This is a genomic window from Ruegeria sp. BHSC043 (assembly GCF_059612985.1).
In genome coordinates this window covers 1-23,938 of the sequence record NZ_JBXWRS010000003.1, presented here as the reverse complement: position 1 = coordinate 23,938, position 23,938 = coordinate 1, and the positions used below count along the sequence as shown (strand labels likewise).

Genomic DNA, 23,938 nt, shown 5'->3' with positions numbered 1-23,938 from the left:
ATATTGTGATTTTCTGCGGGTTGCTAGAGCTTGTTGTCCGCGATCCGCAGCTGGCGCGCCCGCGACAGGATCGCATCTTCGACCGCACGCGTGGTGGCGGCGCTGACCGGCGCGCCTCCGCTGGTCTGCAGCGCCACCGAAAGGGACCGCGCCGCCAGGGCCGGATCCTTGATGTGCACCGTTGCCCGATAGGACCGCCCGCCGCCCGGCGGTCTGCCGTAACCCGTTACGATCACGCCGGTAAACGGATCCACCTCTTCGATCGGCAGGAAATTCAGCACATCCAGCGAGGCCGCCCACAGGTACCGATTGACCTGTGTCACTTGTTCCGAGTTGTTGGGGCCGAACACATCCCAGATGGTCGAACGATTCGGATCGTTGAGTTCACGAGCCTCTGACGAACTGCCGTCGGTGGTTAGATAGTTCGGATTGGGCTGTGCCGAGCGATTCTGCCCGCAGGCCGCAACCGAGACGGTCAAAATCAACAAACCCGAAATCGTCTGCAGGCGCATCGTCGGCATGTCCTGTTCTGCTGGTTAGACTGTTGGGTGATACTCCTAGACAAGCTGTTGTGTTGCAACAAGCCCATTCTTTCCAAAGGCGCCATGGCGGTGCCGAAAACACGCCCTCAAACCAACTGTGGCATCCTTGCACCAATTCCGGGGCAATGACTGCAAAAGAATTAAGGCAAGCTTGCGCTGAGGGGGCAAAAAGAGCGAAACGGTCTGCGTGCTGAGACATGTGCAACAGGCATGTGTCGAGTAGAAATTACTGAAACCGAGGGAAACAAGATGAAAAAAGTTCTCTTCGCATCGACCGCACTGATCGCAACCGCATCGGTTGCCGCGGCCGAAGTTAGATTCAGCGGCTATGGCCGCTTTGGTATCGGCTACCAAGAAGACCGTACTGGCGTTGTGACCAACTTCACCACCACTGCCAGCGGCACCACCACCGGCACCGCTGCTGTCGCGACCGACGAAACCATCCTGGTTTCGCGCTTCCGTCTGAACATCGACGGCATCGCGGAAACCGACGGTGGCGTCCGCTTTGAAGCACGCGTCCGCCTGCAGGCCGACGAGAACGCCGGCACCGGTGAAGCCAACTCGGCTGGCCTGAACGGCGCACGTTTCTCGGTCATCTACGGTGGTCTGCGTGTTGACGCGGGCAACGTTGCCGGCTCCTTCGACAACCTGGCCAACTACTACGGCAACGAGCCGGGCCTGGAAAACTTCATCGGCCAGTACTCGGGCGTCGACTACAGCTTCCTGGGCTATTCGTCGACCGGTTCGGGTTCGAACGCTGTGTTCTTCCAGTACGCAGTCGGCGACTTCGCTTTCGGCGCGTCGTATGACCAAGCCACCTTCGGTGTGAATGGCGTTGCAACCGATGCCGACCGTTGGGACATCAGCGCAACCTACACCTTCGGCAACATCACTGCCGCTCTGGCCTACGGTGAGACCGACGATCTGGCAGGCACAACAGGCAAAAATCCGAGCCTGACCGTCTTCACCCTGGGTGGCGAATTCGGTGACTTCTCGGGCACCCTGTTCGTTGCTGACGACGCAACCCAAGTTGCAGCAACCGACGGCACCGCCTACGGTCTGTCGCTGGCCTACAACGTTGGCTCCGCTCTGACCCTGACCGCCGCTTACGGTGACGGTTCGGCTGACGCCGACACCCAGCAGTACGGCATCGGCGCCATCTACGACCTGGGCGGCGGCGCATCGCTGCGCGGTGGTATCGGTGTGTCGGACTGCGACGTCTGCGCAGACTCGACCATGCGTGCCGACTTCGGTGCTCAGTTCAACTTCTAAGTTGATCTGAACCGCAAGGTTTGGGGCGGGTCTTCGGACCCGCCCTTTTCTTTTGCGCCGACATGGTGTTTTTCTGGCGCGAAACCGGAACAGGGGAAATCCATGTCGTTGCAGGAAATCAAAGATCGCATCGCAAAGGCCGAAGCCGCCGCCGGGCGGCAAGCCGGGTCCGTGACCCTGATTGCCGTATCCAAAGTTCAACCAAATGACAGGGTTCAGGCCGTGCTCGAGCAGGGCCACCGCTGTTTCGGCGAAAACCGGGTGCAGGAGGCTGCCGCGAAATGGCCCGCCTTCCGCGAGCGGTTTCCCGGCATCGACCTGCATCTGATCGGCCCGTTGCAGACCAACAAGGCGCGGCAGGCGATGGATCTTTGCAATGCCATCCATTCAGTGGATCGGCCCAAATTGGCAAAGACCCTGGCGCGGTTGGCGCAAGAGACGGGCGCCTGCCCTGATCTGTTCATCCAGGTGAACACCGGAAAGGAACCGCAGAAAGCCGGCGTTTTGCCCGCCGATGCGGATGCCTTCATCGCCGAATGCCAGGGGCTGGACCTTCCCGTGCGCGGCCTGATGTGCATCCCGCCGGTGCACGAGGAACCGGCGCTGCATTTCGCCCTTCTGGCCAAGATCGCCGCGCGCAACGGGCTGCAAGGTCTCTCGATGGGCATGAGCGGCGATTTCGAAACCGCGATCGCGTTGGGGGCCACCCATGTCCGGGTGGGGTCGGCGATCTTTGGCGAACGGGTCAAAGCGGGGGAATGATCACTCGGGTGCCCAGGGTGACCCTTTGCGCGATCCAGTGCAGGTGGTCACGGCGGAAGGCCAGGCAGCCCTCGGTCGGATAGCCCGTCCGGCGCCATTGGTGGATGAAGATGGCTGATCCGCGTCCAGGCACTGCATCGGGCCAGTTCCAGTCGGTGATCAGAACCAAATCGTACAGCGGATCGGCCCGCCGAAGGCGTTCATGGCTGAACCCGTGCGGCGCCCGCACATGCCGGTTGTAATCCGGGTCAGCACCATCATCCGACCACAGGTCGCGCGGCCCGATCGGCAGCGCCCAGGGGGCGGGTGGCGCGATCCGGTCGGGCCGGTACAGCATGCCCACGATCCGCAGAACGCCGGTCGGGGTGGCGCCGTCGCCTTCGCGTTTGGCGTTGGTCAGGCCGCCTTTGCCGATCGTGCAGGGGAACGTCCTGCCGTGAAACCGCACGCCGCGCCAAGACAGGACCAGATCGTGCGGGCTCACAACAGATGGCCCGACTTGGCCGCCTTGGTCGCCAGATAGCCGCGATTGTGCGCTGTTTCCCCGACCTTGAGCGGCACACGTTCGGTGACGGCGATCCCGGTGCGTTCCATCATCGCGATCTTGGCGGGGTTGTTGGTCAGCAACCGCACTGAACTGAAGCCCATTGACTTCAGGATGTCGGACCCGAGGCGGAAGTCGCGCTCGTCATCCTCAAACCCAAGCCGGTGGTTCGCTTCGACCGTGTCGAACCCCTGATCCTGAAGGAAATAGGCGCGCATCTTGTTGGCCAGGCCGATCCCGCGGCCCTCCTGGTTGAGATACAGCAGAACGCCGTGGCCCTCGGCTCCCATCTGCGCCAGGGCGCCGCGCAGCTGCGGACCGCAATCGCATTTCAGGCTGCCCATCAGGTCGCCGGTGAAGCAGGCCGAATGCAGCCGCGCCAAAACCGGTTTCGAACGGTCGGGCCGGCCGATTTCGATGGCATAGTGTTCTTCACCGCCGTCCTCGGGGCGAAATACATGCAGCCGCCCGGCCTCGGAGACCTCCATCGGCAGGCGGGCGGCGACCACCTCGTGCAGGGGGCTGCGATCGGCCAGATGTGGGGCGGTGCGGGTATGGTCAATGCAGGTCAGCCCATGGGAGGCGGCAAAGGCGCGCCCGTCCTCGACGGGTACGACCACTGCCGCCGGCAGCAGGCGCGCGGTCTTGGCCAAGGCGATGGCGATGCGGTGCAGGTTGGTATTGCCGCTCCGCTGGGTCATCAGCGGACCCTTCATCGGGGAATCGAGGTCATCGGACGGGTCTGCCACGGCCTGCACCCAGGCAAGGTCGGCATCGGCGGGGATTACGACACGAGCCAGATCGCCGTCATAGGCGCGCGCCTTCAGGGTCTCGGCCCGGCGGTTGGTGATGGCAACCACGGGCTGATCGCCCAGACCGCGGAGATCGGACAGACGTTGCGGCCCCAAGGTCTCGGCCGCTGCGGCCACTACGCCACGGCCGCCGTCATCGACCAGCACCACGGGAACGCCCATGCGCAGATCCGCCCGCGCGCGCGCCAGCAATTCGGTGATGTCGGGAATCAGACTCATCGATGTTATCCTGTAACGTTTGTCTCGTCCTAGCCCGTTCGCCGCCGAATGTGAAACATTTCCCGTCCATCAGACACGAGGGCGTGAGAGCGTTGCAGCAAAACTTGTGGATTGCATATTCCAAGCTCAAGTGATGCAAAAGCAAAAGGAGGACCGGGACATGGCGCAACTCAAGAAAATCCTGCTGGTCGATGACGACGAGGACCTGCGCGAAGCGCTGAGCGAACAGCTGGTGATGACCGAGGATTTCGACGTGTTCGAGGCCTCGGACGGTCAGTCTGCTTTGGAGCGCGCGCGCGAGGCGATCTATGACCTGGTGATTCTGGATGTGGGCCTGCCCGACACCGATGGGCGCGAGCTGTGCCGGCTGATGCGCAAGCAGGGGGTCAAGAGCCCGATCCTGATGCTGACCGGCCATGACAGCGACGCCGACACGATCCTGGGGTTGGATGCCGGGGCCAATGACTACGTGTCGAAACCCTTCAAGTTTCCAGTGCTTCTGGCCCGCATCCGCGCGCAGCTGCGCCAGCATGAACAATCCGAGGATGCGGTTTTTGTTCTTGGGCCCTACACCTTCAAGCCGGCGATGAAGATGTTGATCACCGAGGATGACCGCAAGATCCGCCTGACCGAGAAGGAAACCAACATTCTCAAGTTCCTGTACCGGTCCACCGACGGTGTCGTGCCGCGCGATGTTCTGCTGCACGAGGTCTGGGGCTATAACGCAGGTGTCACCACGCACACGCTGGAAACCCACATCTACCGTCTGCGCCAGAAGATCGAGCCCGATCCCTCGAATGCGCGCCTTTTGGTCACAGAATCCGGCGGATATCGCCTGGTTTCCTAACGATTGGTGGATTGATGTGGATCAAAGTGATACTCTATAGACATCTTTAGGTTACTCGCAACCCGCGCATGTCCGGGTCATGACATGTACCTCCCTGTTGGACTGCCGGGCCTTTGGCCCGGCTTTTTTTCGGATGGCACCCCGGCAATTGCCGCGTTAGGTTGCCCCGGTCGCGACAAGGGAACCCCGATCATGCCTTTCACTCTGGCCACCTGGAACATCAATTCCGTTCGCCTGCGCGAGCCGATCGTGCAGAAACTGCTGCAGGAGGAGGCACCGGACGTGCTGTGCTTGCAGGAATGCAAATCGCCGGTCGACAAGATCCCGACCGAAGGTTTCGCGGAACTGGGTTACACCCACATGATTGCCCGCGGGCAAAAGGGCTACAACGGTGTGGCCATCCTGTCGCGCCTGCCGATCACCGACCTGGGTGACCGGGATTTTGCCGGGCTCGGCCATGCCCGCCATGTCGCAGGGCAACTGGAAAACGGTGTGATCATTCACAATTTCTACGTCCCTGCAGGCGGCGACGTTCCCGACCGGGAGGTGAACGAAAAATTCGGCCAGAAACTGGACTACCTGACCGACATGCGCGACTGGTTCCACGCCGAAAAGCCACAGAAATCCATTCTGGTTGGTGACCTGAACATCGCCCCGCGCGAGGATGACGTATGGTCGCACAAGCAACTGCTCAAGGTCGTGTCGCACACGCCGATCGAGGTCGAGCAGCTGGCCGAAACGCAGGACGCGGGCGGCTGGGTCGACATCACCCGGCAGGACATCCCCGAGGGGCAGCTGTACAGCTGGTGGTCCTATCGCGCCCGCGATTGGGATGCGGCTGACAAGGGGCGGCGCCTCGATCACGTCTGGGCGACGCCCGACATCTCTAACGCGGGTCATTCCAGCCGCATCCTGCGCGAAGCGCGCGGCTGGGAGAAGCCCAGCGACCACGCGCCGGTTTTTGCGACCTTTGATCTCTGATCCGCCCTGAACCGGTGCGACGGCTCTTGGTTTCCGCCGCGCCCGGTTGCATATAAGGGCCAAGACTGAATTCCGGAGAGTGAATGCCATGGAACTTCTGAACGGCGCAGGCAACCCCGCCGCCACCGATCTAATCAAGGACGGAACCGAGGCCACGTTCATGGCCGATGTCGTCGAAGCGTCGCAGGAAACCCCGGTGATCGTGGATTTCTGGGCGCCGTGGTGCGGCCCGTGCAAAACGCTGGGTCCGGCCCTTGAAGAGGCCGTGACCGCCGCCAAAGGCGCGGTGAAAATGGTCAAGATCAACGTGGACGAGGCGCAGATGATCGCTTCGCAGATGCGAATCCAGTCGATCCCGACCGTCTATGCCTTTTTCAAGGGTCAGCCGATCGACGGGTTCCAGGGCGCGCTGCCTGGCTCCGAGATCAAGGCGTTCATAGACCGCGTGATCGGGGCTGCTGGCGGCCAGAGCCCCGGCGGACAGCTGGACGAGGCAGTGGAGGCCGCTGAAGAGATGCTGGCCGAGGGCGCGGCAGTAGATGCGGCCCAGACCTTTGCCGCCATTCTGGGCGAAGACCCGAACCATGCGGCGGCCTATGGCGGACTGGTGCGCGCCCATATCGCAATGGGTGATCTGGAGCAGGCCGAGGCCATCCTGAACGGCGCTCCGGCCGAAATCTCAACGACGGCCGAGTTGGAGGCTGCCCATGCGCAGTTGGAGCTTGCCAAGCAGGCCGCAAATGCCGGCCCGGTGGCCGAGCTGACCGCTGCTGTCGAGACCGACCCCGACAACCATCAGGCCCGGTTTGACTTGGCGCAGGCGCTCTATGCCAACAGCAAGGCCGCCGAGGCGGTCGATCAGCTGCTGGAGCTGTTCCGTCGCGACCGCGAATGGAACGATGGTGCAGCCAAGACCCAGCTGCTGACGATCTTCGACGCGCTTAAGCCGAATGATCCGATCGTGCTGAACGGACGGCGCAGGCTGACTTCGATGATATTTGCCTGATCGCATATCAGAGCTAGAACACATTACATGATGCATCCCGCCGATCTGCCGGACACGGTGTCCGTGTTCCCGTTGCCCGGGGCCCTTTTGCTGCCCCGGTCCCGGCTGCCGCTGCATATATTCGAGCCGCGCTATCTGCAGATGCTGGACGATGCCCTGAAAACCAAGGAACGGCTGATCGGCATGGTCCAGCCGAATCCGGGCCCAGGCCATGGGGCTCGATTGCACCGCATCGGCTGCGCCGGGCGCGTCACCCAGTTTTCCGAGACTGAAGACGGGCGCTATCTGATCACCTTGACCGGCGTGTCGCGGTTCCGCATTCAGTCCGAGGTCGAGGGCTTCACGCCCTATCGCCGCTGTGCCGTCACCTGGGAGGGGTTCGACCGCGACCTGGGTCAAGGCGAGCGGGATGCCGGGTTCGACCGGGCCGCTTTCCTGCGGTTGCTCGAAAGGTATTTCTCGGCCCGAGCGCTCTCGACGGATTGGGAGACGCTGAACGAGGCGGATGACGAATTGCTGGTCAATTCCCTGTCGATGCTTCTGGATTTCGATCCCGAGGACAAGCAGGCCCTGCTTGAGGCGCCCTGCCTGCGCACCCGGCGCGAAACGCTGGTCACACTGATCGAATTCTCGCTGCGCGGGGGGTCAAACGAGGAACAACTGCAATGACTGAGACGGAACCGGGTTTCGACCGCCATATGCTCGAGGCGCTGATCTGCCCCCAGACTCATACCACGCTGGAATATGACGCCGAGCGGCAGGAACTGGTCTCGAAAGCCGCTGGTCTGGCCTTTCCGATCCGCGACGGGATTCCGGTGATGCTGGTGGATGAGGCGCGCAAACTCGACTAGATCGGGCGGCCCTGCAACAGCCTGGGCAGGTCGCCTGTCAAACCGGCGGCCTCGCGCACGAAGCCGCGGCGCAGACCGGGCAGGGACCCGACAATGCCCATGCCGATGTCGCGCCCGAGGCGCAGGATCGGATTGTCGTTCGAAAACAGCTTGTTGAACACATCCGTCGCCATTGCCAAGGCCGCCGTGTCAAAGCGGCGCCATTCCTGATAGCGCTCCAGAACCAGAGTCGAGCCGATGTCCTCGCCGCGTCGACCGGCCAGCGTCAGCACCTCGGCCAGAGCGCCTACGTCGCGCAGCCCGGCGTTCAGCCCCTGACCGGCGATCGGGTGCATGCCATGGGCCGCATCACCCACCAGAGCCAGCCGGTCCGCGATGAAGGAATTGGCGATGGTCAGGTTCAGCGGATAGGTGAACCGGTCGCCCTGTAGGCGGATGTCACCCAGAAAATCGCCGAACCGGGGCCGCAGGACCTGAAGGTAATCGGCCTCGTCCAGCGCGTTGATGCGCTGTGCGGTCTCGGTGCGTTCGCTCCAGACGATCGAGCTGCGGTTACCGGTCAACGGCAGGATCGCCAGCGGGCCGGGGGGCATGAAGAACTGATGTGCAATGCCGTGATGGGGCAGGTCGTGCTCGATCGCGCAGACCAGCGCAGTCTGGCCGTAGTCCCATCCGGTCCGCTTGATCCCGGCGCGGGAGGCGGTGCCGCTGCGGCGGCCGTCGCACCCCACCAGAAGCCGACCGGACAGCGCCGATCCATCATCCAGCGTCACGGTCACGCCGTCTGGCCCGGTTTCCTGCGCAACCACGGTTTTGCCATCCACCCGGGTGATCGCCGGTTCCGCCTGCATCGCCGCAAGAAATGCGCGCCGCAGGTGACGGTCCTCGACCATATAGCCCATCGGGCCTTCCTCGATCTCGGCATGGTCGAAATGCATGAAAAACGGCGACGGACCTGTGCCTGCGTGGCCATCGGTGACCTTGATCTCCAACATCGGCTGGGCGTGGTCCGCAACCCGTTCCCAGACGCCGATCGCGGCCAGCAACCGTTGCGAGGCCAGCGCCAGTGCATAGGCACGCCCGTCGAACGCCGCGTTCTTGCGCAGCTTCTCGGCCAGCGCGTCTATCACGGTGACGCTGTGTCCGGTCTGCGCCAGCGCCAGCGCCAGGGCGGGGCCGTTCAGCCCGCCGCCCACGATCAAGATATCGGAAACCTGTGTCATGCGGTGCAATATGCGCGCCCTTTCGGGATTGTCCATGTGCAGTCCTGTCGCTACCGTCGCCGAAATACGAATTTTTCCGACAAGGGGGCAAAGATGCAGGACTGGCTGACCATGACGGCATGTGACCTGGGCCGCGGGATCGGCATGGGTCAGATCGATCCCGAGGAGCTGACCGAGGTCTATCTGGCGGCCATCGATGCCCATCCGCATCGGGACGGCATCTATGCCCGCGTCACGCATGACCGCGCCCGCGCCGAAGCCCGCGCGGCCAAGGAGCGGGCGGCCCAAGGTCTGCGCCGGTCACTGCTGGATGGGGTGCCGATCAGCTGGAAGGATCTGTTCGACACCGCCGGGATCGGAACCGAGGCCGGATCGGCCCTACTGCGCGGCCGGGTGCCCGAGCATGACGCAACCGTTCTGCGCAACGCGACGGCCATGGGCGCGGTCTGTCTGGGCAAGACGCACATGAGCGAATTGGCCTTTTCGGGCCTTGGCTTGAACCCCGTGACCGCGACGCCGCCCTGCGTGAATGACGAAAAGGCGGTTCCGGGCGGGTCGTCCTCGGGCGCGGCGGCGTCGGTGGCCTTTGGTCTGGCGGCCTGCGGAATCGGCTCGGACACGGGCGGATCGGTGCGCATTCCGGCCGCATGGAACGATCTGGTAGGGCTGAAAACCACCCCGGGGCGGCTGAGCCTTGAAGGCGTGGTGCCCCTGTGCCTGCGGTTCGATACGGTCGGCCCGCTGACTCGGTCGGTCGAGGATGCGGCGCAGATGCTGGCGCTGTTGGAGGGCGGAACGCCGGCCGATCTGCGGGGCGCCAGCCTGAATGGGCGGCGGCTTGCGGATCTGCAGACCATAGCGCAGGACGATCTGCGCGACGCGCCACGCCAGGCCTATGCCGACGCGCTGGACCGCTTGCGTGATGCAGGGGCCGAGATCGTGCCGTTGGAGGTGCCGGAACTGGCCGAGGCGATGGGCCTGTCCGGTGTCCTTTATACCACGGAAGCCTATGGCCTGTGGCGCGACGTGATAGAGGCCAACCCCGAGGCGATGTATCCCGAGATCCTTGAGCGGTTCCGCGCGGGCAAGGCGCATTCCGGACCGGATTACGTGGCGGCGTGGTCGCGGTTGAAGGCCTGCCGATTGGCCTGGGACTCGGCCACCGCCGGGTTCGACGCGGTTCTGGCGCCGACGGCCCCGATCCTGCCGCCGGATCTGGACCGACTAATGAACAACCATGACTATTACGTCACCGAGAACCTTCTGGCCCTGCGCAACACCCGGATCGGCAACCTGATGGGGCTGGCGGCGCTGTCGCTGCCCACTTCGACACCGTCCTGCGGGCTGATGATGTTGGGCTATCCGGGCTCGGAAGAGGCGCTTTTGCGGCTGGGTGCGGCGGCCGAGGCGGTTCTGACCTGAATGCCACAATCCCCTGATTCGGAACCTCTTTGTCTGGACGCGCGGGGGTTCGGCCTGTAATCTGCTGGAAAACCGGGGCGCCAATGATCCCGGTATCGAGGCAGCAGTCATGAATTTCCCCGAGCGGTTTTCGAACCTACCGGCCTATGCTTTTCCGCGTCTACGCGCCCTGCTCGACCATCACGCGCCGGGCGGCGATGTCGTGCATATGACGATTGGCGAGCCCAAGCATGACTTTCCGGCCTGGGTGACCGATGTCATCGTGGAAAACGCAGCAGGGTTTCAAAAATACCCGCCGAACGAGGGGTCCGACGCGCTGCGCGGGGCCATCGCCGACTGGATCGACCGCCGCTATGGCGTGCGGATGGACCCCGAAACCAACATCATGGCGCTGAACGGCACGCGCGAGGGGTTGTACAACGCCGCCATGGCCCTGTGCCCCGAGCAGAAGAACGGTCAGCAGCCGATCGTTTTGTGCCCCAACCCGTTCTACCAAGTCTACATGGTGGCCTCGATCTCGGTCGGGGCGCAGCCGTATTTCGTGCCGGCCACCGCGGCCACGGGGCATCTGCCGGACTATGCCGGCCTGCCAGAGGATGTGCTGAACCGCACCGCTGTGGCCTATATCTGTTCGCCCGCCAACCCGCAGGGTGCCGTCGCCTCGCGCGGCTACTGGGCCGAGTTGATCCGGCTGGCCGAGAAGTATGACTTCCGCATCTTCGCCGACGAGTGCTATTCCGAGATCTACCGAGACGCGCCGCCCACCGGCATCCTGACCGTCGCGCAGGAGCTGGGCGCCGACCCCGAGCGGATCACGCTGTTCAACTCGCTGTCGAAACGCTCGAACCTGGCGGGGCTGAGGTCGGGGCTGATCGCGGGCGGGTCGGAAAGCATCAAGCGGGTCAAGCAGTTGCGCGCCTATGCCGGGGCGCCCTTGCCATCGCCGTTGCAGGCCGCCGCGGCCAAGGTCTGGGCCGATGAGGCGCATGTTCAGGAAAACCGCGCGCTGTATCAGGAAAAATACGCCATCGCGGATGAGGTGTTTGCGGGCGTTCAGGGCTATATGCCGCCCGAGGCGGGGTTCTTTCTTTGGCTGCCCGTCGAAGATGGCGAGCAGGCCGCATTGAAGCTGTGGCAGGAAACCGGGGTTCGGGTCCTGCCGGGCGCTTATCTTTCGCAAGGGGAGCCGGGGCAGAACCCGGGCAAGGGCTTTATCAGGGTCGCTTTGGTGGCCCCAAAAACAGAGATGCAGCGCGGGCTGGTCACGCTCCGCGACTGCATCTATTCGTGAGGTACGAGGGCACATGGCATCTTACAACGCGCGTAACCGCGACCCATTGTTGGACAGCACCACCCAGGCCGCGATCGAGCGGCGCAGCAAGGAACTGATCGGGATCGCCCTGATCTTGGCCGGCCTGGCGGCTGCTGCGATGATCTGGTCCTACACCCCGGATGATCCGAACTGGATGGTCTCGACCGACGCGCCGGTGCAGAACTGGCTGGGCCGGTTCGGCGCCTCGATCGCCGCGCCATTGTTCATGATCGTAGGCTGGGGCAGCCTTGGCATCGCGCTGGTGCTGGTCGGCTGGGGCGTGCGGTTTGCCGGCCATTTCGGCGAGGATCGCGCCGTGGCCCGCCTGATTTTCGCGCCGATCTGGATCGCCGTCCTTTCGGTCTATGCCGCAACGCTGGTGCCCGGCGCAGAATGGCGCGCGACGCACAGCTTTGGCTTGGGCGGTCTGTTTGGCGATACGGTGATGGGCGCTCTGCTGACGCTGTTGCCGATTTCGTCGCATTTCATGGTCAAGTTGATGTCGCTGGCCATGGCGGCCGGCATGCTGGCGCTGGGCGTCTTCGTGCTGGGCTTCACCAAGTCGGACGTCCGGCGCGGGGTCCGGGCTTTCCTGCTGGGTCTCGTGATGGCCTATGACATGCTGATGACCGCGCTGGGGCAGGGGGCCTCGGCCACCGCCCGTGCCGCGCAGGCGCGCCGGGAAAAGTGGCAGGACCGCAAGACAACCCGGGCCGCCGGTGCCGAATTTGAGGATGAGCTGGCCTATGCCGATCCGGTCTTTGAAGAGCCCGAGATCGCAGCCCCCGAACCGGTCAAGACAGGCCTGCTTGCACGTATGCCCGGCTTGATCCGCCGCCCCGAGCCGATGCCCGAACCCGAGCTGGTCGACCCCGAACCCGTCACCGGATATGACGAGATGCCGGGCGAAGACCGGATCCGCTCGAAGATTTCTGCGGTGATCCGGAACCGCAAGGTCGCCACCGGTGAAATCGCGCCCGAGCCCGATCCGAACCGCCCGCTGACCAAAGGGCGCGGCCGTGGCCCCGACCCGCTGATCCTGAACGCGCCGCGTGCGGGAACCCTCCCGCCCGAGCCTCCGCTGACTGCAGGCGGGCTTCCGCCCGAGCCGCCGTTGGCAGGTCACCCGGCGCAGTCGTCTGCGGAAATGGAGACGTTAACGGAAGACCCGCTCTCGGCGTATGCGCCTGAAGATTTCGACGAAGATCAGGTGTTCGAGGATGTCCCGGAACCGATCGCCCCGCCGCGCCCGGCAATGAAGATCCCGGTTGCCGAACCGCGCAAGCCGGTTGTGGCGCAACCCGTCCGGCGCAACGTCCTGCCGTCGCGCCGCGCCCAGGCCGAGGCCCAGCCCAGCCTGTCCTTCGAAGAGAGGCATTCGGATTTCGAACTGCCGCCGCTCAGCCTGCTGACCAACCCGGCCGGCATCCCGCGTCATCACCTGAGCGACGAGGCGTTGGAGGAAAACGCGCGGATGCTGGAAAACGTGCTGGATGACTATGGCGTCAAGGGCGAGATCGTCAGCGTCCGCCCCGGCCCCGTCGTCACCATGTACGAACTGGAACCCGCGCCGGGCCTGAAGGCCAGCCGCGTCATCGGCCTGGCCGATGACATCGCCCGGTCGATGTCGGCGCTGTCGGCGCGGGTGTCGACGGTCCCCGGACGCTCGGTCATCGGCATCGAATTGCCCAACGAGAACCGCGAGATGGTGGTTCTGCGCGAAATCCTCGCCAGCCGCGATTTCGGCGATGGCAACCACGCGCTGCCGCTGGCGCTGGGCAAGGATATCGGCGGTGAATCCGTGGTCGCGAACCTGGCCAAGATGCCCCACTTGCTGATCGCGGGGACGACCGGCTCGGGCAAGTCGGTGGCGATCAACACGATGATCCTGTCGCTGCTCTACAAGCTGACGCCGGACGAATGCCGCCTGATCATGATCGACCCAAAGATGTTGGAACTCAGCGTCTATGATGGCATCCCGCATCTGCTGTCGCCGGTCGTGACCGACCCGAAAAAGGCGGTGGTCGCCCTGAAATGGGTCGTCGGCGAGATGGAGGACCGCTATCGCAAGATGTCCAAGATGGGCGTGCGCAACATCGCCGGCTACAACGGTCGAGTGAAGGACGCGCTGGCCAAGGGCGAGATGTTCAGCCGCACGGTCCAGACCGGGTTCGACGACGAAACCGGAGAGCCGATCTTCGAGACTGAGGAATTCGAACCCAAGGCCATGCCGTATATCGTCGTCATCGTCGACGAGATGGCCGACCTGATGATGGTGGCCGGCAAAGAGATCGAGGCCTGCATCCAGCGTCTGGCGCAGATGGCGCGGGCCTCGGGCATTCACCTGATCATGGCCACGCAGCGGCCCTCGGTGGACGTCATCACCGGCACGATCAAGGCCAACTTCCCCACCCGGATCTCGTTCCAGGTGACGTCCAAGGTCGACAGCCGCACCATCCTGGGCGAGATGGGGGCCGAGCAGCTGCTGGGGCAGGGCGACATGCTGTACATGGCCGGTGGCGCCAAGATCACCCGCTGCCACGGGCCGTTCGTGTCGGATGAAGAGGTCGAGGAGGTCGTGAACCACCTCAAGCAGTTCGGCCCGCCCGATTATGTCGGCAGCGTGCTGGATGGTCCATCCGAGGACAAGGCCGACAATATCGACGCGGTTCTGGGTCTGAATACCGGCGGCAACACCAATGGCGAGGATGCGCTGTACGATCAGGCGGTCGCCATCGTGATAAAGGATCGCAAGTGTTCGACCTCGTACATCCAGCGGAAACTTGCCATCGGCTACAACAAGGCCGCGCGGCTGGTCGAGCAGATGGAGGAGGAAGGTGTTGTTTCGGCGGCAAATCACGTGGGCAAACGCGAAATCCTCGTCCCGGAGCAGTAGGATATTTAATAACAAGGGCAAAGCGCATATCTGAGTGTCATGAAACAGATTGCCTTTGCCCTTGCCCTTGCTTTGACCGCCCCGGCAGCCTGGGCCGCCGACAAGCTGCCTTTGTCAAAGATCTCGAACTACCTGAACGGTCTGAAAACCGTTCAGACGACGTTTACCCAAGTCAACGATGACGGATCGCTGAGTACCGGCAAGCTGTGGTTGCAGCGCCCCGGCAAGATGCGGTTCGAATACGACCCGCCCAACAGCGCGGTGGTGCTGGCGAATGCCGGCACCGTGATGGTGTTCGACCCCAAGTCGAACCAGCCGCCCGAGCAGTATCCGCTGAAGCGCACGCCGCTGTCGCTGGTTCTGGCGCGCAACGTGAATCTGTCGCAGGCCGATATGGTGGTGGGGCATACGTTCGACGGCACTGCCACGGTCGTAACCGCTCAGGATCCCAAGAACCCCGAGGCCGGGCGGATCGAACTGATGTTCACCAGCGATCCGATCGAACTGCGGAAATGGGTCATTCACGACAACGCAGGCAGCCAGACCACCGTACTGCTGGGGCCTTTGGACGACAATGTGCGTGTCGACAGTGATCTGTTCTCGAACAGGGCGCGGCGCGGGTCAGACAACCGCTGACCCTCGGCGAGGTTCAATACCGGCAGCTCGACAACTGAGCCTGGTACATCTGCGCGCGTGCATCCACGTCATTGGCGACGTTCAACAGCCAAGTCTTGCCATAATGGCTGCCGCGGGAGTATCCGGTGTGCCCTTCGTGATAGGCGAGGTACTGGTTGCGCGCGTCGGCGGGCGAGATCCCGTTCCGCTCGCGGCTTTTGTTCATGTACCAGCCCACGAAATCCGACGCGTCGCGGATGCGGTCCCGCTTGGCGCGGCGCTTGCCGGTTTCACGTTGGTATTGCTCCCACGTGCCATCCAGCGCCTGGCTATAGCCGTATGCGCTGCTTTGACGACCCATCGGGATCACGCCCAGCACGTATTTGTGCGGGGTCCGCGCGTCATGGCGATAGCGGCTTTCCTGATAGATGGTGGCCATCTGGACATGAACGGGCACGCCCCATTTACGCTCGGTGCTTTTGAACGCCTTGATCATGTCGGGCCGCTCGCGCGCGATGGCGCAGGCGTCGTTGAGATTTGTCGGCGGACGCTGCCCGCCGCCACAGGATGCCAAAAGCAGCACCCCGAAGAGTACGAGAAGTTTTCTGCTCATGTGCCTCGTGCCTTTTTTGCGTATTCTAGCGCAGATTGAAGGCCGAGGAAATGACAATCGTTGCGGAATCTCCGCTGGAAATGGGCGCTGGTCGACGCGCGAGGTGGGTGTTCAGCCACTTTGTGGGGAGGGACTGTCACTATTGCCGCCACAAACTGTTTCTTGCAAATTTGGATCAATTATTGGCATTTCGGCCCCGAACCGGGTAAAAAGGTTTGTGGGGGCAAAAGAAATGTTGAAGACGCGAGCCAAGTACAGTCTGGGCCAGGTGGTGCGCCACCGGAAACATCCCTTTCGAGGGGTGATTTTCGACGTGGACCCCGAGTTTTCGAACACCGAGGAGTGGTATCAGGCCATTCCCGAGGAAAGCCGCCCGGTCAAGGATCAGCCATTCTATCACCTGCTGGCCGAGAACGACCAATCCTTTTATGTTGCTTACGTTTCTGAGCAAAATCTGGTGGAGGACCAGTCGGGAGAACCGGTGGACCACCCCGATATCCCCAATATGTTCGGGCCATTCCAGGATGGCGCCTACCCGCTGCATTTCCAGCTGAACTAGGTTGCGTCGGCGGTTGCGCCAAGGGGCTTCAAACGTCAGAATCCCAGGGCGCACCCATCTTTTCGCGGGTCGCTTGCGCCTTCCAGAATGCCGTCGCTTCGGATCCTGATCGCTTGGGCGCCTCCCAATGGCGTTTCTGTCAGCACTACATTGTGCCCAAGCTCTGCCAATTGTTTCCTTGCGCTGTCTTTATATCCCGGCTCCACTTTCAGAACGCCGCCGTCTGCAAAGGCTCTGGGTGCGTCGATGGCGGCTTGAAGATCCAGCCCGAAATCGGTCAGGTTGGACACAAGCCTAGCGTGCCCGGTCGGTTGATAGGCGCCGCCCATCACGCCGAAGGGCATGGCGGGCTCACCGTCGATGCGCAGCATGCCGGGGATGATCGTGTGCATGGGGCGTTTCCCGCCGCCCAGTTCGTTGGGGTGACCGGACTGCAGGGTGAAGCCAGCTCCTCGGTTTTGCAGCAGGATGCCGAACTTTTCCGAAGCGATCCCCGAGCCGAAACCGTGGAAGATGGAATAGATCAGCGAAACGGCCATCCGGTCGCGATCCACGACCGTGACATAGACCGTGTCCTTGTGAACGGCCTCGACGATCGGGGCGGCTGACGGCATGGCCCGCTTCGGGTCGATCCGGGCGGCCAGGTCTTCGGCGGTCTTCGGGTTCAGCATCCAGTCCAGTTGCTGGGATCGCTCGGGGTCCGCGATGAAGCGGTTGCGCGCCTCGTAGGCCAGTTTGGCTGCCTCGGCCTCGATGTGAACGCGCGCGGCCCCCCACGGGTCCATTTTGGCGATATCGAAATGCCGAAGGATGTTCAGCAGCAGAATGGCCGTCGCGCCCTGCCCGTTGGGCGGATGCTCCAAAAGTTCGACCTCCTTGTAGGTGCCGCCGATAGGCAGGGTCGGAACGCAGGCCGTCCGTTCGAAGTCTTCACCCGTGTGGACGCCGCCGAGGTCTTGCAGCGTGGCCAGCATGTCGTCGGCGATTTCGCCGGTATAGAAGGCATCTCTTCCGTCGCGGGCGATCCGGCGCAGAACTTCGGCCTGGCCTGGGGCACGGAACATTTGCCCCACCTGCGGGGCCTTGCCGTCGATCAGAAAATGGCTCCGGGCGGCTCCTTGAAGGGTCCCGGCGTCGCGTGCCCAATCGTGGGCGACGCGCGGCGCAACCGGTACGCCGGCCTCGGCATAGTGTATGGCGGGCTCCAGAACCGCACCGAGACCCAATCGGCCCTCTGTGCGGGAGAGATAACAGAATGCATCCACGGCCCCGGGTATCGTAACCGCATGCGGGCTGGTCAGCGGAACGGCGTCAAACCCCTGTTGCCGCAGGTGCTCGGCCGAAGCGGCCGCCGGCGCGCGGCCCGACCCGTTCAATGCGCGGACTTCGCTCTCGCCGGCACGGTTGTACAGAACAAAGCAGTCGCCGCCCAAACCCGTCATCTGAGGCTCGCAGATGCCCAGAAGCACGGCGGCGGCAATGGCCGCATCCATGGCGTTTCCGCCCTGGCCCAGTATGTCCAGGGCGACCTTGGCGGCCAAGGGATGCGAGGTCGCGCACATTACGTCGGTTGACAGAACCTCGGACCGGCCGGGAAAATGAAAGTCGCGCATGATACCCCCTGCGGTTGTCACGACGACACTAGATGGCTGTGCGTCTTTGTCCATAGGGGGGGGAGCGGAGGAAGTCCTCGGCGCCATACACTGGGTGGGGGCTGTGACAGTGGCGCCGAGGGAAGCTATCTGAGCTACCCTTTCTGTATGATCCCGCTTTTGGGCGCAACAATGGTTCGATCTGGGCTTTATTGTGGCCGCTTTTCAGTGGAGGAGAAGGCGAAGGACAGCCTCAGGCGGTTTTCTCCGTCGGTCCGATCGTACCGAACATTGTCGCAAAGCTGGCGGATCAAGAACCAGCCGAATCCGCCTTCGGGCAGATCCTCGCGTGCTGTCTCGACGCTGGCCGGGATGCCGTCAGGGACGCTCAGTCCGGGCAGAGGCCGGCCACGATCGGTGATCAGGATGCTCAGGCCGTTCCGATCCATCGTGGCCTGCACCTGTACGCGGCCTTCGGGATTGTCCGAATAAGCGTGTTCGACGACGTTGTTGATGGCCTCGGCCAGGGCGATCTTCACGTCGCAGTTGCGTTGATGCGGCACCCCAAGCGCATCGATGCTGCCATGCAGACAGGCGATTGCGGTGCTTGCATCGGCCTCGTTGGCGGCGAAGCTCAGGCCCATTCCGCCGTTATTGCAGTTGACAGTCACGCAATCTCACCCAATGTGCCGTTTCACTCCGCTTGTGCGGCCAGCGCGTCGTCCAGGTCGGGAAACAGCCGAAAGACGGTATCCATTCGGGTCAGCCGAAAGACCTTCTCGACCACGGGCTGAAGCCCGGCCAGATCCAGCCTTCGGTCGCCGCCCAGTTGCTTCATGGATGCGACGATCGCGCCCAGCCCGCTCGAGTCGATGAACTCCACCGCCGACAGGTCCAGGATCACACGCCGCGCGCCGGAGTCGGTTTCAAGGCGCATGTTCTCCTTGAACTGAATCGCCATGGCAGCATCGATTCGGTCTGCATCGACCCGGATCACCTGAGTTTCGCCGGTCGTATTGCTGCTCAATGCCAAAAGGCCACCCTCCACAATTGAAAGTCGATCGTAGAAATACGCTAGACGGCAATTCTTACGATTTTGTATCCAAGGCCCGAACACAGGAGGAGTCGCATGAAAGAGGTCGTGATTGCCGGGGCCGCCCGGACCCCGATGGGGGGTTTCCAGGGAATGTTTGACGGGGTGCCCGCGGCCGAGTTGGGCGGTGTTGCCATCCGTGCCGCGTTGGACAATGCCAACACGCAGACCGTGGACGAGGTCCTGATGGGCTGCGTCCTGCCCGCCGGGCAGGGCCAAGCGCCGGCGCGTCAGGCCGGGTTCGCGGCGGGGCTGGGCGAAGACGTTCCGGCCACGACGCTGAACAAGATGTGCGGGTCGGGCATGAAGGCCGCCATGATGGCGTTTGACCAGATCGCGCTGGGTCATGCCGACCTCATGGTCGCCGGCGGCATGGAGAGCATGACCAACGCGCCTTACCTGCTGCCCAAGATGCGCGGCGGCGCGCGGATCGGACATTCCCAGGTGATCGACCACATGTTCCTGGACGGGCTCGAGGACGCTTATGACAAGGGCCGCCTGATGGGCACCTTTGCCGAGGATTGTGCCGAAGCCTATCAGTTCACCCGCGAGGCGCAGGACGAATACGCGCTGAAATCACTGTCGAACGCGCTTGAGGCGCAGGCCAGCGGTGCGTTTGACGGTGAAATCGCGGCGGTGACGGTCAAGACCCGCAGGGGCGAAGTCACTCAGGACGCGGATGAACAACCCAAATCGGCCCGCCCCGAGAAAATCCCGACGCTCAAGCCCGCCTTCCGCAAGGACGGCACCGTGACGGCGGCCAATTCTTCGTCGATCTCGGACGGCGCCGCGGCGCTGGTTCTGGCGTCGGCGGATGTGGCCGAGGCTCGCGGCCTGAACGTGCGCGCGCGCATTCTGGGCCATGCCAGCCACGCCCAGGCTCCGGGCCTGTTCACTACCGCCCCGGTTCCGGCCGCGCAGAAGCTGCTGGAGCGGATCGGCTGGAGCAAGGATGACGTGGACCTGTGGGAGGTGAACGAGGCCTTTGCCGTTGTTCCCATGGCCTTCATGCACGAAATGGGGCTGCCACGCGACAAGGTGAACGTGAATGGCGGGGCCTGTGCGCTGGGTCACCCCATCGGAGCCTCGGGTGCGCGGATCATGGTCACGCTGCTCAACGCATTGGAAAAACGCGGCCTGCGGCGCGGTGTGGCGGCCATCTGCATCGGCGGGGGCGAAGGCACCGCGATTGCCATCGAACGGGTTTGACCCTTCTCCCGTTTGCAAATAGTGCGTAGGTGATTTGAGCCGCAGGCTCGGCAGGGGGCGGCGCCCCCTGCAGTTCGTTTACGACAGGCCCGACCATGACCGCAGATTATGACACTCTTGCCAAGACCATCGCCGCGCTGACCGAAGGCGAGACCGATCCGATCGCGCTGATGGCCACGGTCGCCTGCGAGGTTCATCATGCCGACGACCGCTTTGATTGGACCGGTTTCTACCGCGTCACCGAACCCGGAGTGCTGAAGATCGGGCCTTATCAGGGCGGCCACGGATGCCTGGTGATCCCGTTCTCGCGCGGGGTCTGCGGGGCCGCGGCGCGCACCGGCGAGGTGCAGCTGGTTCCGGATGTGGACGCGTTCGACGGGCATATCGCCTGTGCGTCCTCGACCCGGTCGGAACTGGTTCTACCGGTGCGGGACGGCGCGGGCCGGATCATCGCGGTGTTCGATATCGACAGCGACCAGCCCGATGCGTTCACCCAGGCCGATGCGGATGCGCTGTCGCAAATCCTCGCGCAGGTCTTCGGGCGGATCTGAGGCTTACTCCGGCTCGATGCCCGTCGCTTCCAGTTTGGTGTCCGGCTCCACGTGGATGATAGTGCGGGCCTCGGGCAGCTTCTCGGCGATGGCGTCCTCGATCGCGTCGCAGATGTCATGCGCCTCGCCCACGGACATGTTGCGGTCCACCACCAGGTGGAATTCGATGAACACCGCCTTGCCGGCCCGGCGCGTGCGCAGGTCGTGGATCTGCAACGCGCCTTGGGACGAGTTGCGCACGGCCTCTTTGATGATGTCCGTGTCGTCGCTGTGCGCGGCCGAATCCATCAGGTCGCCGGCTGAATGAAAGATGACCTTCCAGCCCTCGCGCAGGATGTTGGCGGCGACCAGAATGGCCAACAGCGGATCGAGAACGACCCAGCCGGTCAGCAGCACCAGCACAAGCCCCAGCAAGACCCCGGCCGAGGTCCAGACATCGGTCATCAGGTGGCGTCCGTTCGCCGTCATGGCCGGTGACCGCCGCTGCTCGCCCGCTGCGATCAGCACCCGCGCCCAGATCAGGTTCAACACCATGGCCGCGGCGTTGACCGCCAGCCCGACCGGCCCAAGCTGATCGAGATGTGGGGCGAACAGCGCGCCCCATGCCTCTTGCAGGATCAGGATCGCGGCCAGCACGATCAGGGTGCCCTCGGCGATGGCCGAGAAATTCTCGGCCTTGTGGTGCCCGAACGGGTGGTTGGTGTCGGCCGGGCGCTCGGCCATGCGGATGGCAAACCAGGCCAGCAGTGCGGCCACGACATTGACCAGCGACTCCATCGCGTCGGAATACAACGCGACCGAACCGGTCAGTCGCCAGGCCCAGATCTTGAGCGCCAGCACCAGCAATGCAACGGCCACCGACCCGATGGCCAGCGACTGGGAGGATGTTCTGTCGATCATGCCGCAGCTTTGCCCGATCCGGCCCGCGATTGCCAGTTCAAGCCGCGCCCTGCGTCATATACAGCCACGCCGCGGCGACCTGCAGCAGCACGATGGCATACAGGCTGACCCTGATCCGCGATTTGCGGGTCTTGTGGTTGAACACCCAACTGCCCAGCAGCGCACCCGGACCGCCGCCCAGCAGGGCCAGCCGCAGCAACCACCGTTCGGGCACACGCCGCCTGCGCCGGCGCGCCTGCAGCTTGTCCCAGCCGAAAACCACCAAGGTCAGCCCGTTGATGGCCCAGAGATATGCGATAGCGATCCACATGTCCGCGCTTTACCCGAGTGGCCACATGTTCGGAAGTGAAAAACCGCTTGGTTTTTTCATCGATTCGGGTCATCGTGAAAATATGCGCAAAAATTTCACGAGGGTGACGTGGACGATCAGGGTCAGACCGGGGCGACATTGGGGGCTGACATCCGGGCCTTGCGCAAATCGCGCGGGCTGACGCTGACGGATGTGGCCAAGCGGCTGGATCGGTCGGTCGGCTGGCTCAGCCAGGTCGAGCGCGATCTGTCCGAGCCGTCGATTTCCGCCCTGCGCCAGATCGCCGAGTGCCTCGGCGTGCCGATGTCGATGCTGTTCGCGCACACCGGCGTAACGCCGGACGAACTGGGCTATGTCGTACGCGCCGGATCGCGCCGCCCGATGGGCTCGGGCGAGGAGGGGCTGATCGAGGAACTGCTCTCGCCCGATCTCACCGACGATTTCGAGATGGTGCATTCCACCTTTCAGCCTCGCTCGCGGATGCAGACCCCGGCCGACCGACCCACGCAAGAGGTGGGCTACATGATCTCGGGCTGCCTCGACCTGACGATTGGCGGGCGCAGCTTCACCGTCGGGCCGGGCGACAGTTTCCGCATCAAGCACGAACCCTATCACTGGTCGAACCCGTATGATGAGCCAGCGGTGGCCATCTGGGTCATCGCCCCGCCGGTCTACTGATGAGCTTCGAGGCCTGGACCATATTCGCGCTGTTCTGGGTGGTGTTCGTCACCACGCCGGGGCCGAACGCGGTCAACTGCATCTCGAACGGGATGAGCCTGCCCTTGCCCAAGGCGATGCTGGGGGTGCTGGCGATCCTGACACAGGCCAGCGCCTTTCTGATCCTCTCGGCGCTGGGGGTGACGGCGCTGATCGCGGCCTCGCCCACCGGGTTCTTCATTGCCAAGCTGATCGGCGCGGGGTTCCTGATCTATGTCGGTGTGCGCGGCTGGATCAACGCCGGGCAGCCCGCGCCCGCAGCCGAACGTCCTGCGCGGCATGTCTATCTGCACGCGCTGGCGGTGGCGACGATCAACCCCAAAAGCGTCGCGGGCTATCTGGCTGCGTTTTCGCAATTCGTGCAGCCGCACGTGCCGATCTGGCAGCAGATGGCCGTGATCGTGCCGACCGCGCTGACCATCACCACGCTCAGTTACACGGGCTTTACCCTGCTGGGCGCACTGATGGGCAAGGCGGCGCTGGGGGCCGTGTTCAACACATGGGTGCGCCGGGTCATGGCCACCTGTTTCATCATCTACGGGGTCTTGCTGGGCACCAGCGCGACCCCGGCAGGAAAAACGTGATGCCGCTCGCGGCAGTCTGACAGGGAGCAAAAACCTATGAGTGATTTTCCGACAAAGGCCCGCGTGGTCATCATCGGCGGCGGCGTGGTGGGGACCTCCTCGCTGTATCATCTGGCCAAGAAGGGCTGGACCGACTGCGTTCTGCTGGAAAAGAACGAGCTGACCGCCGGATCGACCTGGCACGCGGCGGGCAACGTGCCGACCTTCTCGACCTCGTGGGCGATCATGAACATGCAGCGCTATTCGACCCAGCTGTATTCGCGGCTGGCAGACGAGGTCGACTACCCGATGAACTACCACGTCACCGGCTCGATCCGGCTGGCCCACAGCAAGGAGCGGATGCAGGAATTCGAGCGCGCCGCCGCCATGGGCCGCTATCAGGGCATCCCGATGGAGATCTGGACGCCGGAACAAGCCAAGGAGCGGTATCCGTTTCTGGAACTGCACGATCTGGTCGGGGTTCTGTATGACCCGACCGACGGCGATATCGACCCGGCGCAGCTGAC

The 23,938-nt window shown here is 63.6% G+C and carries 27 protein-coding genes; 17 read left to right on the top strand and 10 right to left on the bottom strand.

Features of this window, described 5'->3' with window-relative positions; translation table 11 throughout:
* Window positions 1-23: 23 nt before the first annotated feature.
* The gene (locus AC2FMM_RS06875; RefSeq protein ID WP_496680340.1) at window positions 24-512 is read right to left on the bottom strand and encodes a DUF3576 domain-containing protein; all 489 of its coding nucleotides are present in this window, start codon (window positions 510-512) and stop codon (window positions 24-26) included.
* Window positions 513-791: 279 nt separating this feature from the next.
* Here AC2FMM_RS06875 and AC2FMM_RS06870 point away from each other — a divergent pair, with 279 nt between their 5' ends.
* Both AC2FMM_RS06870 and AC2FMM_RS06865 read left to right on the top strand, forming a co-directional pair.
* A complete protein-coding gene (locus AC2FMM_RS06870) occupies window positions 792-1,814 on the top strand; it encodes a porin (RefSeq protein WP_496796149.1) in 1,023 nt (340 codons plus the stop codon).
* A 102-nt stretch (window positions 1,815-1,916) separates the two neighbouring features.
* Window positions 1,917-2,576, top strand: a complete 660-nt coding sequence (locus AC2FMM_RS06865) for a YggS family pyridoxal phosphate-dependent enzyme (RefSeq protein ID WP_496796148.1) — start codon at window positions 1,917-1,919, stop codon at window positions 2,574-2,576.
* Here AC2FMM_RS06865 and AC2FMM_RS06860 read toward each other — a convergent pair.
* Window positions 2,560-3,060 (bottom strand): L,D-transpeptidase family protein, encoded by a 501-nt coding sequence (locus AC2FMM_RS06860; RefSeq protein ID WP_496710753.1) that lies wholly within the window; start codon window positions 3,058-3,060, stop codon window positions 2,560-2,562. The genes AC2FMM_RS06865 and AC2FMM_RS06860 overlap by 17 nt on opposite strands.
* Complete coding sequence (gene ribA, locus AC2FMM_RS06855; protein WP_496680347.1) at window positions 3,057-4,151, bottom strand: GTP cyclohydrolase II; 1,095 nt, start codon at window positions 4,149-4,151, stop codon at window positions 3,057-3,059. Before ribA ends, AC2FMM_RS06860 begins: the two co-directional genes overlap by 4 nt.
* Window positions 4,152-4,311: 160 nt before the next feature.
* Between ribA and AC2FMM_RS06850 the strand changes: the two genes are divergently transcribed.
* The 5 genes from AC2FMM_RS06850 (at window position 4,312) to AC2FMM_RS06830 (ending at window position 7,836) form a co-directional block, all read left to right on the top strand.
* Window positions 4,312-4,998 carry a response regulator transcription factor gene (locus AC2FMM_RS06850; RefSeq protein ID WP_149775464.1) on the top strand — a complete coding sequence of 229 codons (687 nt, stop codon included), beginning with the start codon at window positions 4,312-4,314 and terminating at the stop codon, window positions 4,996-4,998.
* 192 nt (window positions 4,999-5,190) lie between these two features.
* Window positions 5,191-5,979, top strand: coding sequence for an exodeoxyribonuclease III (locus AC2FMM_RS06845; protein ID WP_496688667.1), 789 nt, complete (start codon window positions 5,191-5,193; stop codon window positions 5,977-5,979).
* A gap of 88 nt (window positions 5,980-6,067) precedes the next feature.
* On the top strand, window positions 6,068-6,985 hold the full coding sequence (trxA, locus tag AC2FMM_RS06840; protein ID WP_496796147.1) for a thioredoxin: 918 nt from the start codon (window positions 6,068-6,070) through the stop codon (window positions 6,983-6,985).
* A gap of 27 nt (window positions 6,986-7,012) precedes the next feature.
* Complete coding sequence (locus tag AC2FMM_RS06835; RefSeq protein ID WP_496680351.1) at window positions 7,013-7,654, top strand: LON peptidase substrate-binding domain-containing protein; 642 nt, start codon at window positions 7,013-7,015, stop codon at window positions 7,652-7,654.
* Window positions 7,651-7,836 carry a Trm112 family protein gene (locus AC2FMM_RS06830; RefSeq protein ID WP_496680352.1) on the top strand — a complete coding sequence of 62 codons (186 nt, stop codon included), beginning with the start codon at window positions 7,651-7,653 and terminating at the stop codon, window positions 7,834-7,836. Before AC2FMM_RS06835 ends, AC2FMM_RS06830 begins: the two co-directional genes overlap by 4 nt.
* Here the strand turns inward: AC2FMM_RS06830 and AC2FMM_RS06825 are convergent.
* Window positions 7,833-9,059, bottom strand: a complete 1,227-nt coding sequence (locus AC2FMM_RS06825) for an FAD-dependent monooxygenase (RefSeq protein WP_496796146.1) — start codon at window positions 9,057-9,059, stop codon at window positions 7,833-7,835. The two genes, AC2FMM_RS06830 and AC2FMM_RS06825, sit on opposite strands and share 4 nt — an antisense overlap.
* Window positions 9,060-9,152: 93 nt before the next feature.
* On the opposite strand from AC2FMM_RS06825, the gene AC2FMM_RS06820 reads away from it, so the two are divergent.
* The 4 genes from AC2FMM_RS06820 (at window position 9,153) to AC2FMM_RS06805 (ending at window position 15,325) form a co-directional block, all read left to right on the top strand.
* Window positions 9,153-10,481: an amidase gene (locus tag AC2FMM_RS06820; protein ID WP_496796145.1), complete on the top strand. Its 1,329-nt coding sequence runs from the start codon at window positions 9,153-9,155 to the stop codon at window positions 10,479-10,481.
* Window positions 10,482-10,590: 109 nt separating this feature from the next.
* Window positions 10,591-11,772: an aminotransferase class I/II-fold pyridoxal phosphate-dependent enzyme gene (locus tag AC2FMM_RS06815; RefSeq protein WP_496796144.1), complete on the top strand. Its 1,182-nt coding sequence runs from the start codon at window positions 10,591-10,593 to the stop codon at window positions 11,770-11,772.
* A gap of 13 nt (window positions 11,773-11,785) precedes the next feature.
* Window positions 11,786-14,689 (top strand): DNA translocase FtsK, encoded by a 2,904-nt coding sequence (locus AC2FMM_RS06810; RefSeq protein WP_496796143.1) that lies wholly within the window; start codon window positions 11,786-11,788, stop codon window positions 14,687-14,689.
* 39 nt (window positions 14,690-14,728) lie between these two features.
* Complete coding sequence (locus AC2FMM_RS06805) at window positions 14,729-15,325, top strand: LolA family protein (RefSeq protein WP_496796142.1); 597 nt, start codon at window positions 14,729-14,731, stop codon at window positions 15,323-15,325.
* A gap of 13 nt (window positions 15,326-15,338) precedes the next feature.
* Here the strand turns inward: AC2FMM_RS06805 and AC2FMM_RS06800 are convergent, their stop codons facing one another.
* The gene (locus tag AC2FMM_RS06800) at window positions 15,339-15,917 is read right to left on the bottom strand and encodes a transglycosylase SLT domain-containing protein (protein ID WP_496680359.1); all 579 of its coding nucleotides are present in this window, start codon (window positions 15,915-15,917) and stop codon (window positions 15,339-15,341) included.
* A 232-nt stretch (window positions 15,918-16,149) separates the two neighbouring features.
* On the opposite strand from AC2FMM_RS06800, the gene hspQ reads away from it, so the two are divergent.
* Window positions 16,150-16,476 (top strand): heat shock protein HspQ, encoded by a 327-nt coding sequence (gene hspQ / locus AC2FMM_RS06795; protein WP_496796141.1) that lies wholly within the window; start codon window positions 16,150-16,152, stop codon window positions 16,474-16,476.
* Window positions 16,477-16,511: 35 nt separating this feature from the next.
* Here hspQ and AC2FMM_RS06790 read toward each other — a convergent pair whose 3' ends face one another.
* From AC2FMM_RS06790 to AC2FMM_RS06780, 3 genes are all read right to left on the bottom strand, one after another.
* Window positions 16,512-18,089, bottom strand: a complete 1,578-nt coding sequence (locus AC2FMM_RS06790; RefSeq protein WP_496796140.1) for a gamma-glutamyltransferase family protein — start codon at window positions 18,087-18,089, stop codon at window positions 16,512-16,514.
* Window positions 18,090-18,277: 188 nt separating this feature from the next.
* Window positions 18,278-18,712 (bottom strand): ATP-binding protein, encoded by a 435-nt coding sequence (locus AC2FMM_RS06785; protein ID WP_496796139.1) that lies wholly within the window; start codon window positions 18,710-18,712, stop codon window positions 18,278-18,280.
* Window positions 18,713-18,762: 50 nt separating this feature from the next.
* Entirely contained in the window at window positions 18,763-19,101 is a 339-nt protein-coding gene (locus tag AC2FMM_RS06780) for an STAS domain-containing protein (RefSeq protein ID WP_496680363.1), read from the bottom strand.
* Window positions 19,102-19,197: 96 nt separating this feature from the next.
* On the opposite strand from AC2FMM_RS06780, the gene AC2FMM_RS06775 reads away from it, so the two are divergent.
* Together AC2FMM_RS06775 and AC2FMM_RS06770 are read left to right on the top strand one after the other, a co-directional pair.
* Window positions 19,198-20,370, top strand: a complete 1,173-nt coding sequence (locus tag AC2FMM_RS06775; protein ID WP_496796138.1) for a thiolase family protein — start codon at window positions 19,198-19,200, stop codon at window positions 20,368-20,370.
* Window positions 20,371-20,465: 95 nt separating this feature from the next.
* Complete coding sequence (locus tag AC2FMM_RS06770; protein ID WP_496710743.1) at window positions 20,466-20,921, top strand: GAF domain-containing protein; 456 nt, start codon at window positions 20,466-20,468, stop codon at window positions 20,919-20,921.
* A 3-nt stretch (window positions 20,922-20,924) separates the two neighbouring features.
* On the opposite strand, the gene AC2FMM_RS06765 is transcribed toward AC2FMM_RS06770, so the two are convergent.
* The gene (locus AC2FMM_RS06765) at window positions 20,925-21,821 is read right to left on the bottom strand and encodes a cation diffusion facilitator family transporter (protein ID WP_496688682.1); all 897 of its coding nucleotides are present in this window, start codon (window positions 21,819-21,821) and stop codon (window positions 20,925-20,927) included.
* A 37-nt stretch (window positions 21,822-21,858) separates the two neighbouring features.
* Window positions 21,859-22,131 (bottom strand): DUF1294 domain-containing protein, encoded by a 273-nt coding sequence (locus AC2FMM_RS06760; protein WP_496680369.1) that lies wholly within the window; start codon window positions 22,129-22,131, stop codon window positions 21,859-21,861.
* A 108-nt stretch (window positions 22,132-22,239) separates the two neighbouring features.
* On the opposite strand from AC2FMM_RS06760, the gene AC2FMM_RS06755 reads away from it, so the two are divergent.
* From AC2FMM_RS06755 to AC2FMM_RS06745, 3 genes are all read left to right on the top strand, one after another.
* Complete coding sequence (locus AC2FMM_RS06755; protein WP_496710742.1) at window positions 22,240-22,809, top strand: helix-turn-helix domain-containing protein; 570 nt, start codon at window positions 22,240-22,242, stop codon at window positions 22,807-22,809.
* Window positions 22,809-23,432, top strand: coding sequence for a LysE family translocator (locus tag AC2FMM_RS06750; protein WP_496796137.1), 624 nt, complete (start codon window positions 22,809-22,811; stop codon window positions 23,430-23,432). Before AC2FMM_RS06755 ends, AC2FMM_RS06750 begins: the two co-directional genes overlap by 1 nt.
* A gap of 36 nt (window positions 23,433-23,468) precedes the next feature.
* A partial coding sequence (locus AC2FMM_RS06745; RefSeq protein ID WP_496796136.1) for an NAD(P)/FAD-dependent oxidoreductase occupies window positions 23,469-23,938 on the top strand: 470 nt, incomplete at its 3' end.

Coding starts and splice junctions, on each gene's coding strand:
- AC2FMM_RS06875 (WP_496680340.1), bottom strand. CDS start 512: ATGCGCCTGCAGACGATTTCGGGTTTGTTGATTTTGACCGTCTCGGTT.
- AC2FMM_RS06870 (WP_496796149.1), top strand. CDS start 792: ATGAAAAAAGTTCTCTTCGCATCGACCGCACTGATCGCAACCGCATCG.
- AC2FMM_RS06865 (WP_496796148.1), top strand. CDS start 1,917: ATGTCGTTGCAGGAAATCAAAGATCGCATCGCAAAGGCCGAAGCCGCC.
- ribA (WP_496680347.1), bottom strand. CDS start 4,151: ATGAGTCTGATTCCCGACATCACCGAATTGCTGGCGCGCGCGCGGGCG.
- AC2FMM_RS06850 (WP_149775464.1), top strand. CDS start 4,312: ATGGCGCAACTCAAGAAAATCCTGCTGGTCGATGACGACGAGGACCTG.
- AC2FMM_RS06845 (WP_496688667.1), top strand. CDS start 5,191: ATGCCTTTCACTCTGGCCACCTGGAACATCAATTCCGTTCGCCTGCGC.
- trxA (WP_496796147.1), top strand. CDS start 6,068: ATGGAACTTCTGAACGGCGCAGGCAACCCCGCCGCCACCGATCTAATC.
- AC2FMM_RS06835 (WP_496680351.1), top strand. CDS start 7,013: ATGATGCATCCCGCCGATCTGCCGGACACGGTGTCCGTGTTCCCGTTG.
- AC2FMM_RS06830 (WP_496680352.1), top strand. CDS start 7,651: ATGACTGAGACGGAACCGGGTTTCGACCGCCATATGCTCGAGGCGCTG.
- AC2FMM_RS06825 (WP_496796146.1), bottom strand. CDS start 9,059: ATGACACAGGTTTCCGATATCTTGATCGTGGGCGGCGGGCTGAACGGC.
- AC2FMM_RS06820 (WP_496796145.1), top strand. CDS start 9,153: ATGCAGGACTGGCTGACCATGACGGCATGTGACCTGGGCCGCGGGATC.
- AC2FMM_RS06815 (WP_496796144.1), top strand. CDS start 10,591: ATGAATTTCCCCGAGCGGTTTTCGAACCTACCGGCCTATGCTTTTCCG.
- AC2FMM_RS06810 (WP_496796143.1), top strand. CDS start 11,786: ATGGCATCTTACAACGCGCGTAACCGCGACCCATTGTTGGACAGCACC.
- AC2FMM_RS06805 (WP_496796142.1), top strand. CDS start 14,729: ATGAAACAGATTGCCTTTGCCCTTGCCCTTGCTTTGACCGCCCCGGCA.
- AC2FMM_RS06800 (WP_496680359.1), bottom strand. CDS start 15,917: ATGAGCAGAAAACTTCTCGTACTCTTCGGGGTGCTGCTTTTGGCATCC.
- hspQ (WP_496796141.1), top strand. CDS start 16,150: ATGTTGAAGACGCGAGCCAAGTACAGTCTGGGCCAGGTGGTGCGCCAC.
- AC2FMM_RS06790 (WP_496796140.1), bottom strand. CDS start 18,089: ATGCGCGACTTTCATTTTCCCGGCCGGTCCGAGGTTCTGTCAACCGAC.
- AC2FMM_RS06785 (WP_496796139.1), bottom strand. CDS start 18,712: ATGGGCCTGAGCTTCGCCGCCAACGAGGCCGATGCAAGCACCGCAATC.
- AC2FMM_RS06775 (WP_496796138.1), top strand. CDS start 19,198: ATGAAAGAGGTCGTGATTGCCGGGGCCGCCCGGACCCCGATGGGGGGT.
- AC2FMM_RS06770 (WP_496710743.1), top strand. CDS start 20,466: ATGACCGCAGATTATGACACTCTTGCCAAGACCATCGCCGCGCTGACC.
- AC2FMM_RS06765 (WP_496688682.1), bottom strand. CDS start 21,821: ATGATCGACAGAACATCCTCCCAGTCGCTGGCCATCGGGTCGGTGGCC.
- AC2FMM_RS06760 (WP_496680369.1), bottom strand. CDS start 22,131: ATGTGGATCGCTATCGCATATCTCTGGGCCATCAACGGGCTGACCTTG.
- AC2FMM_RS06750 (WP_496796137.1), top strand. CDS start 22,809: ATGAGCTTCGAGGCCTGGACCATATTCGCGCTGTTCTGGGTGGTGTTC.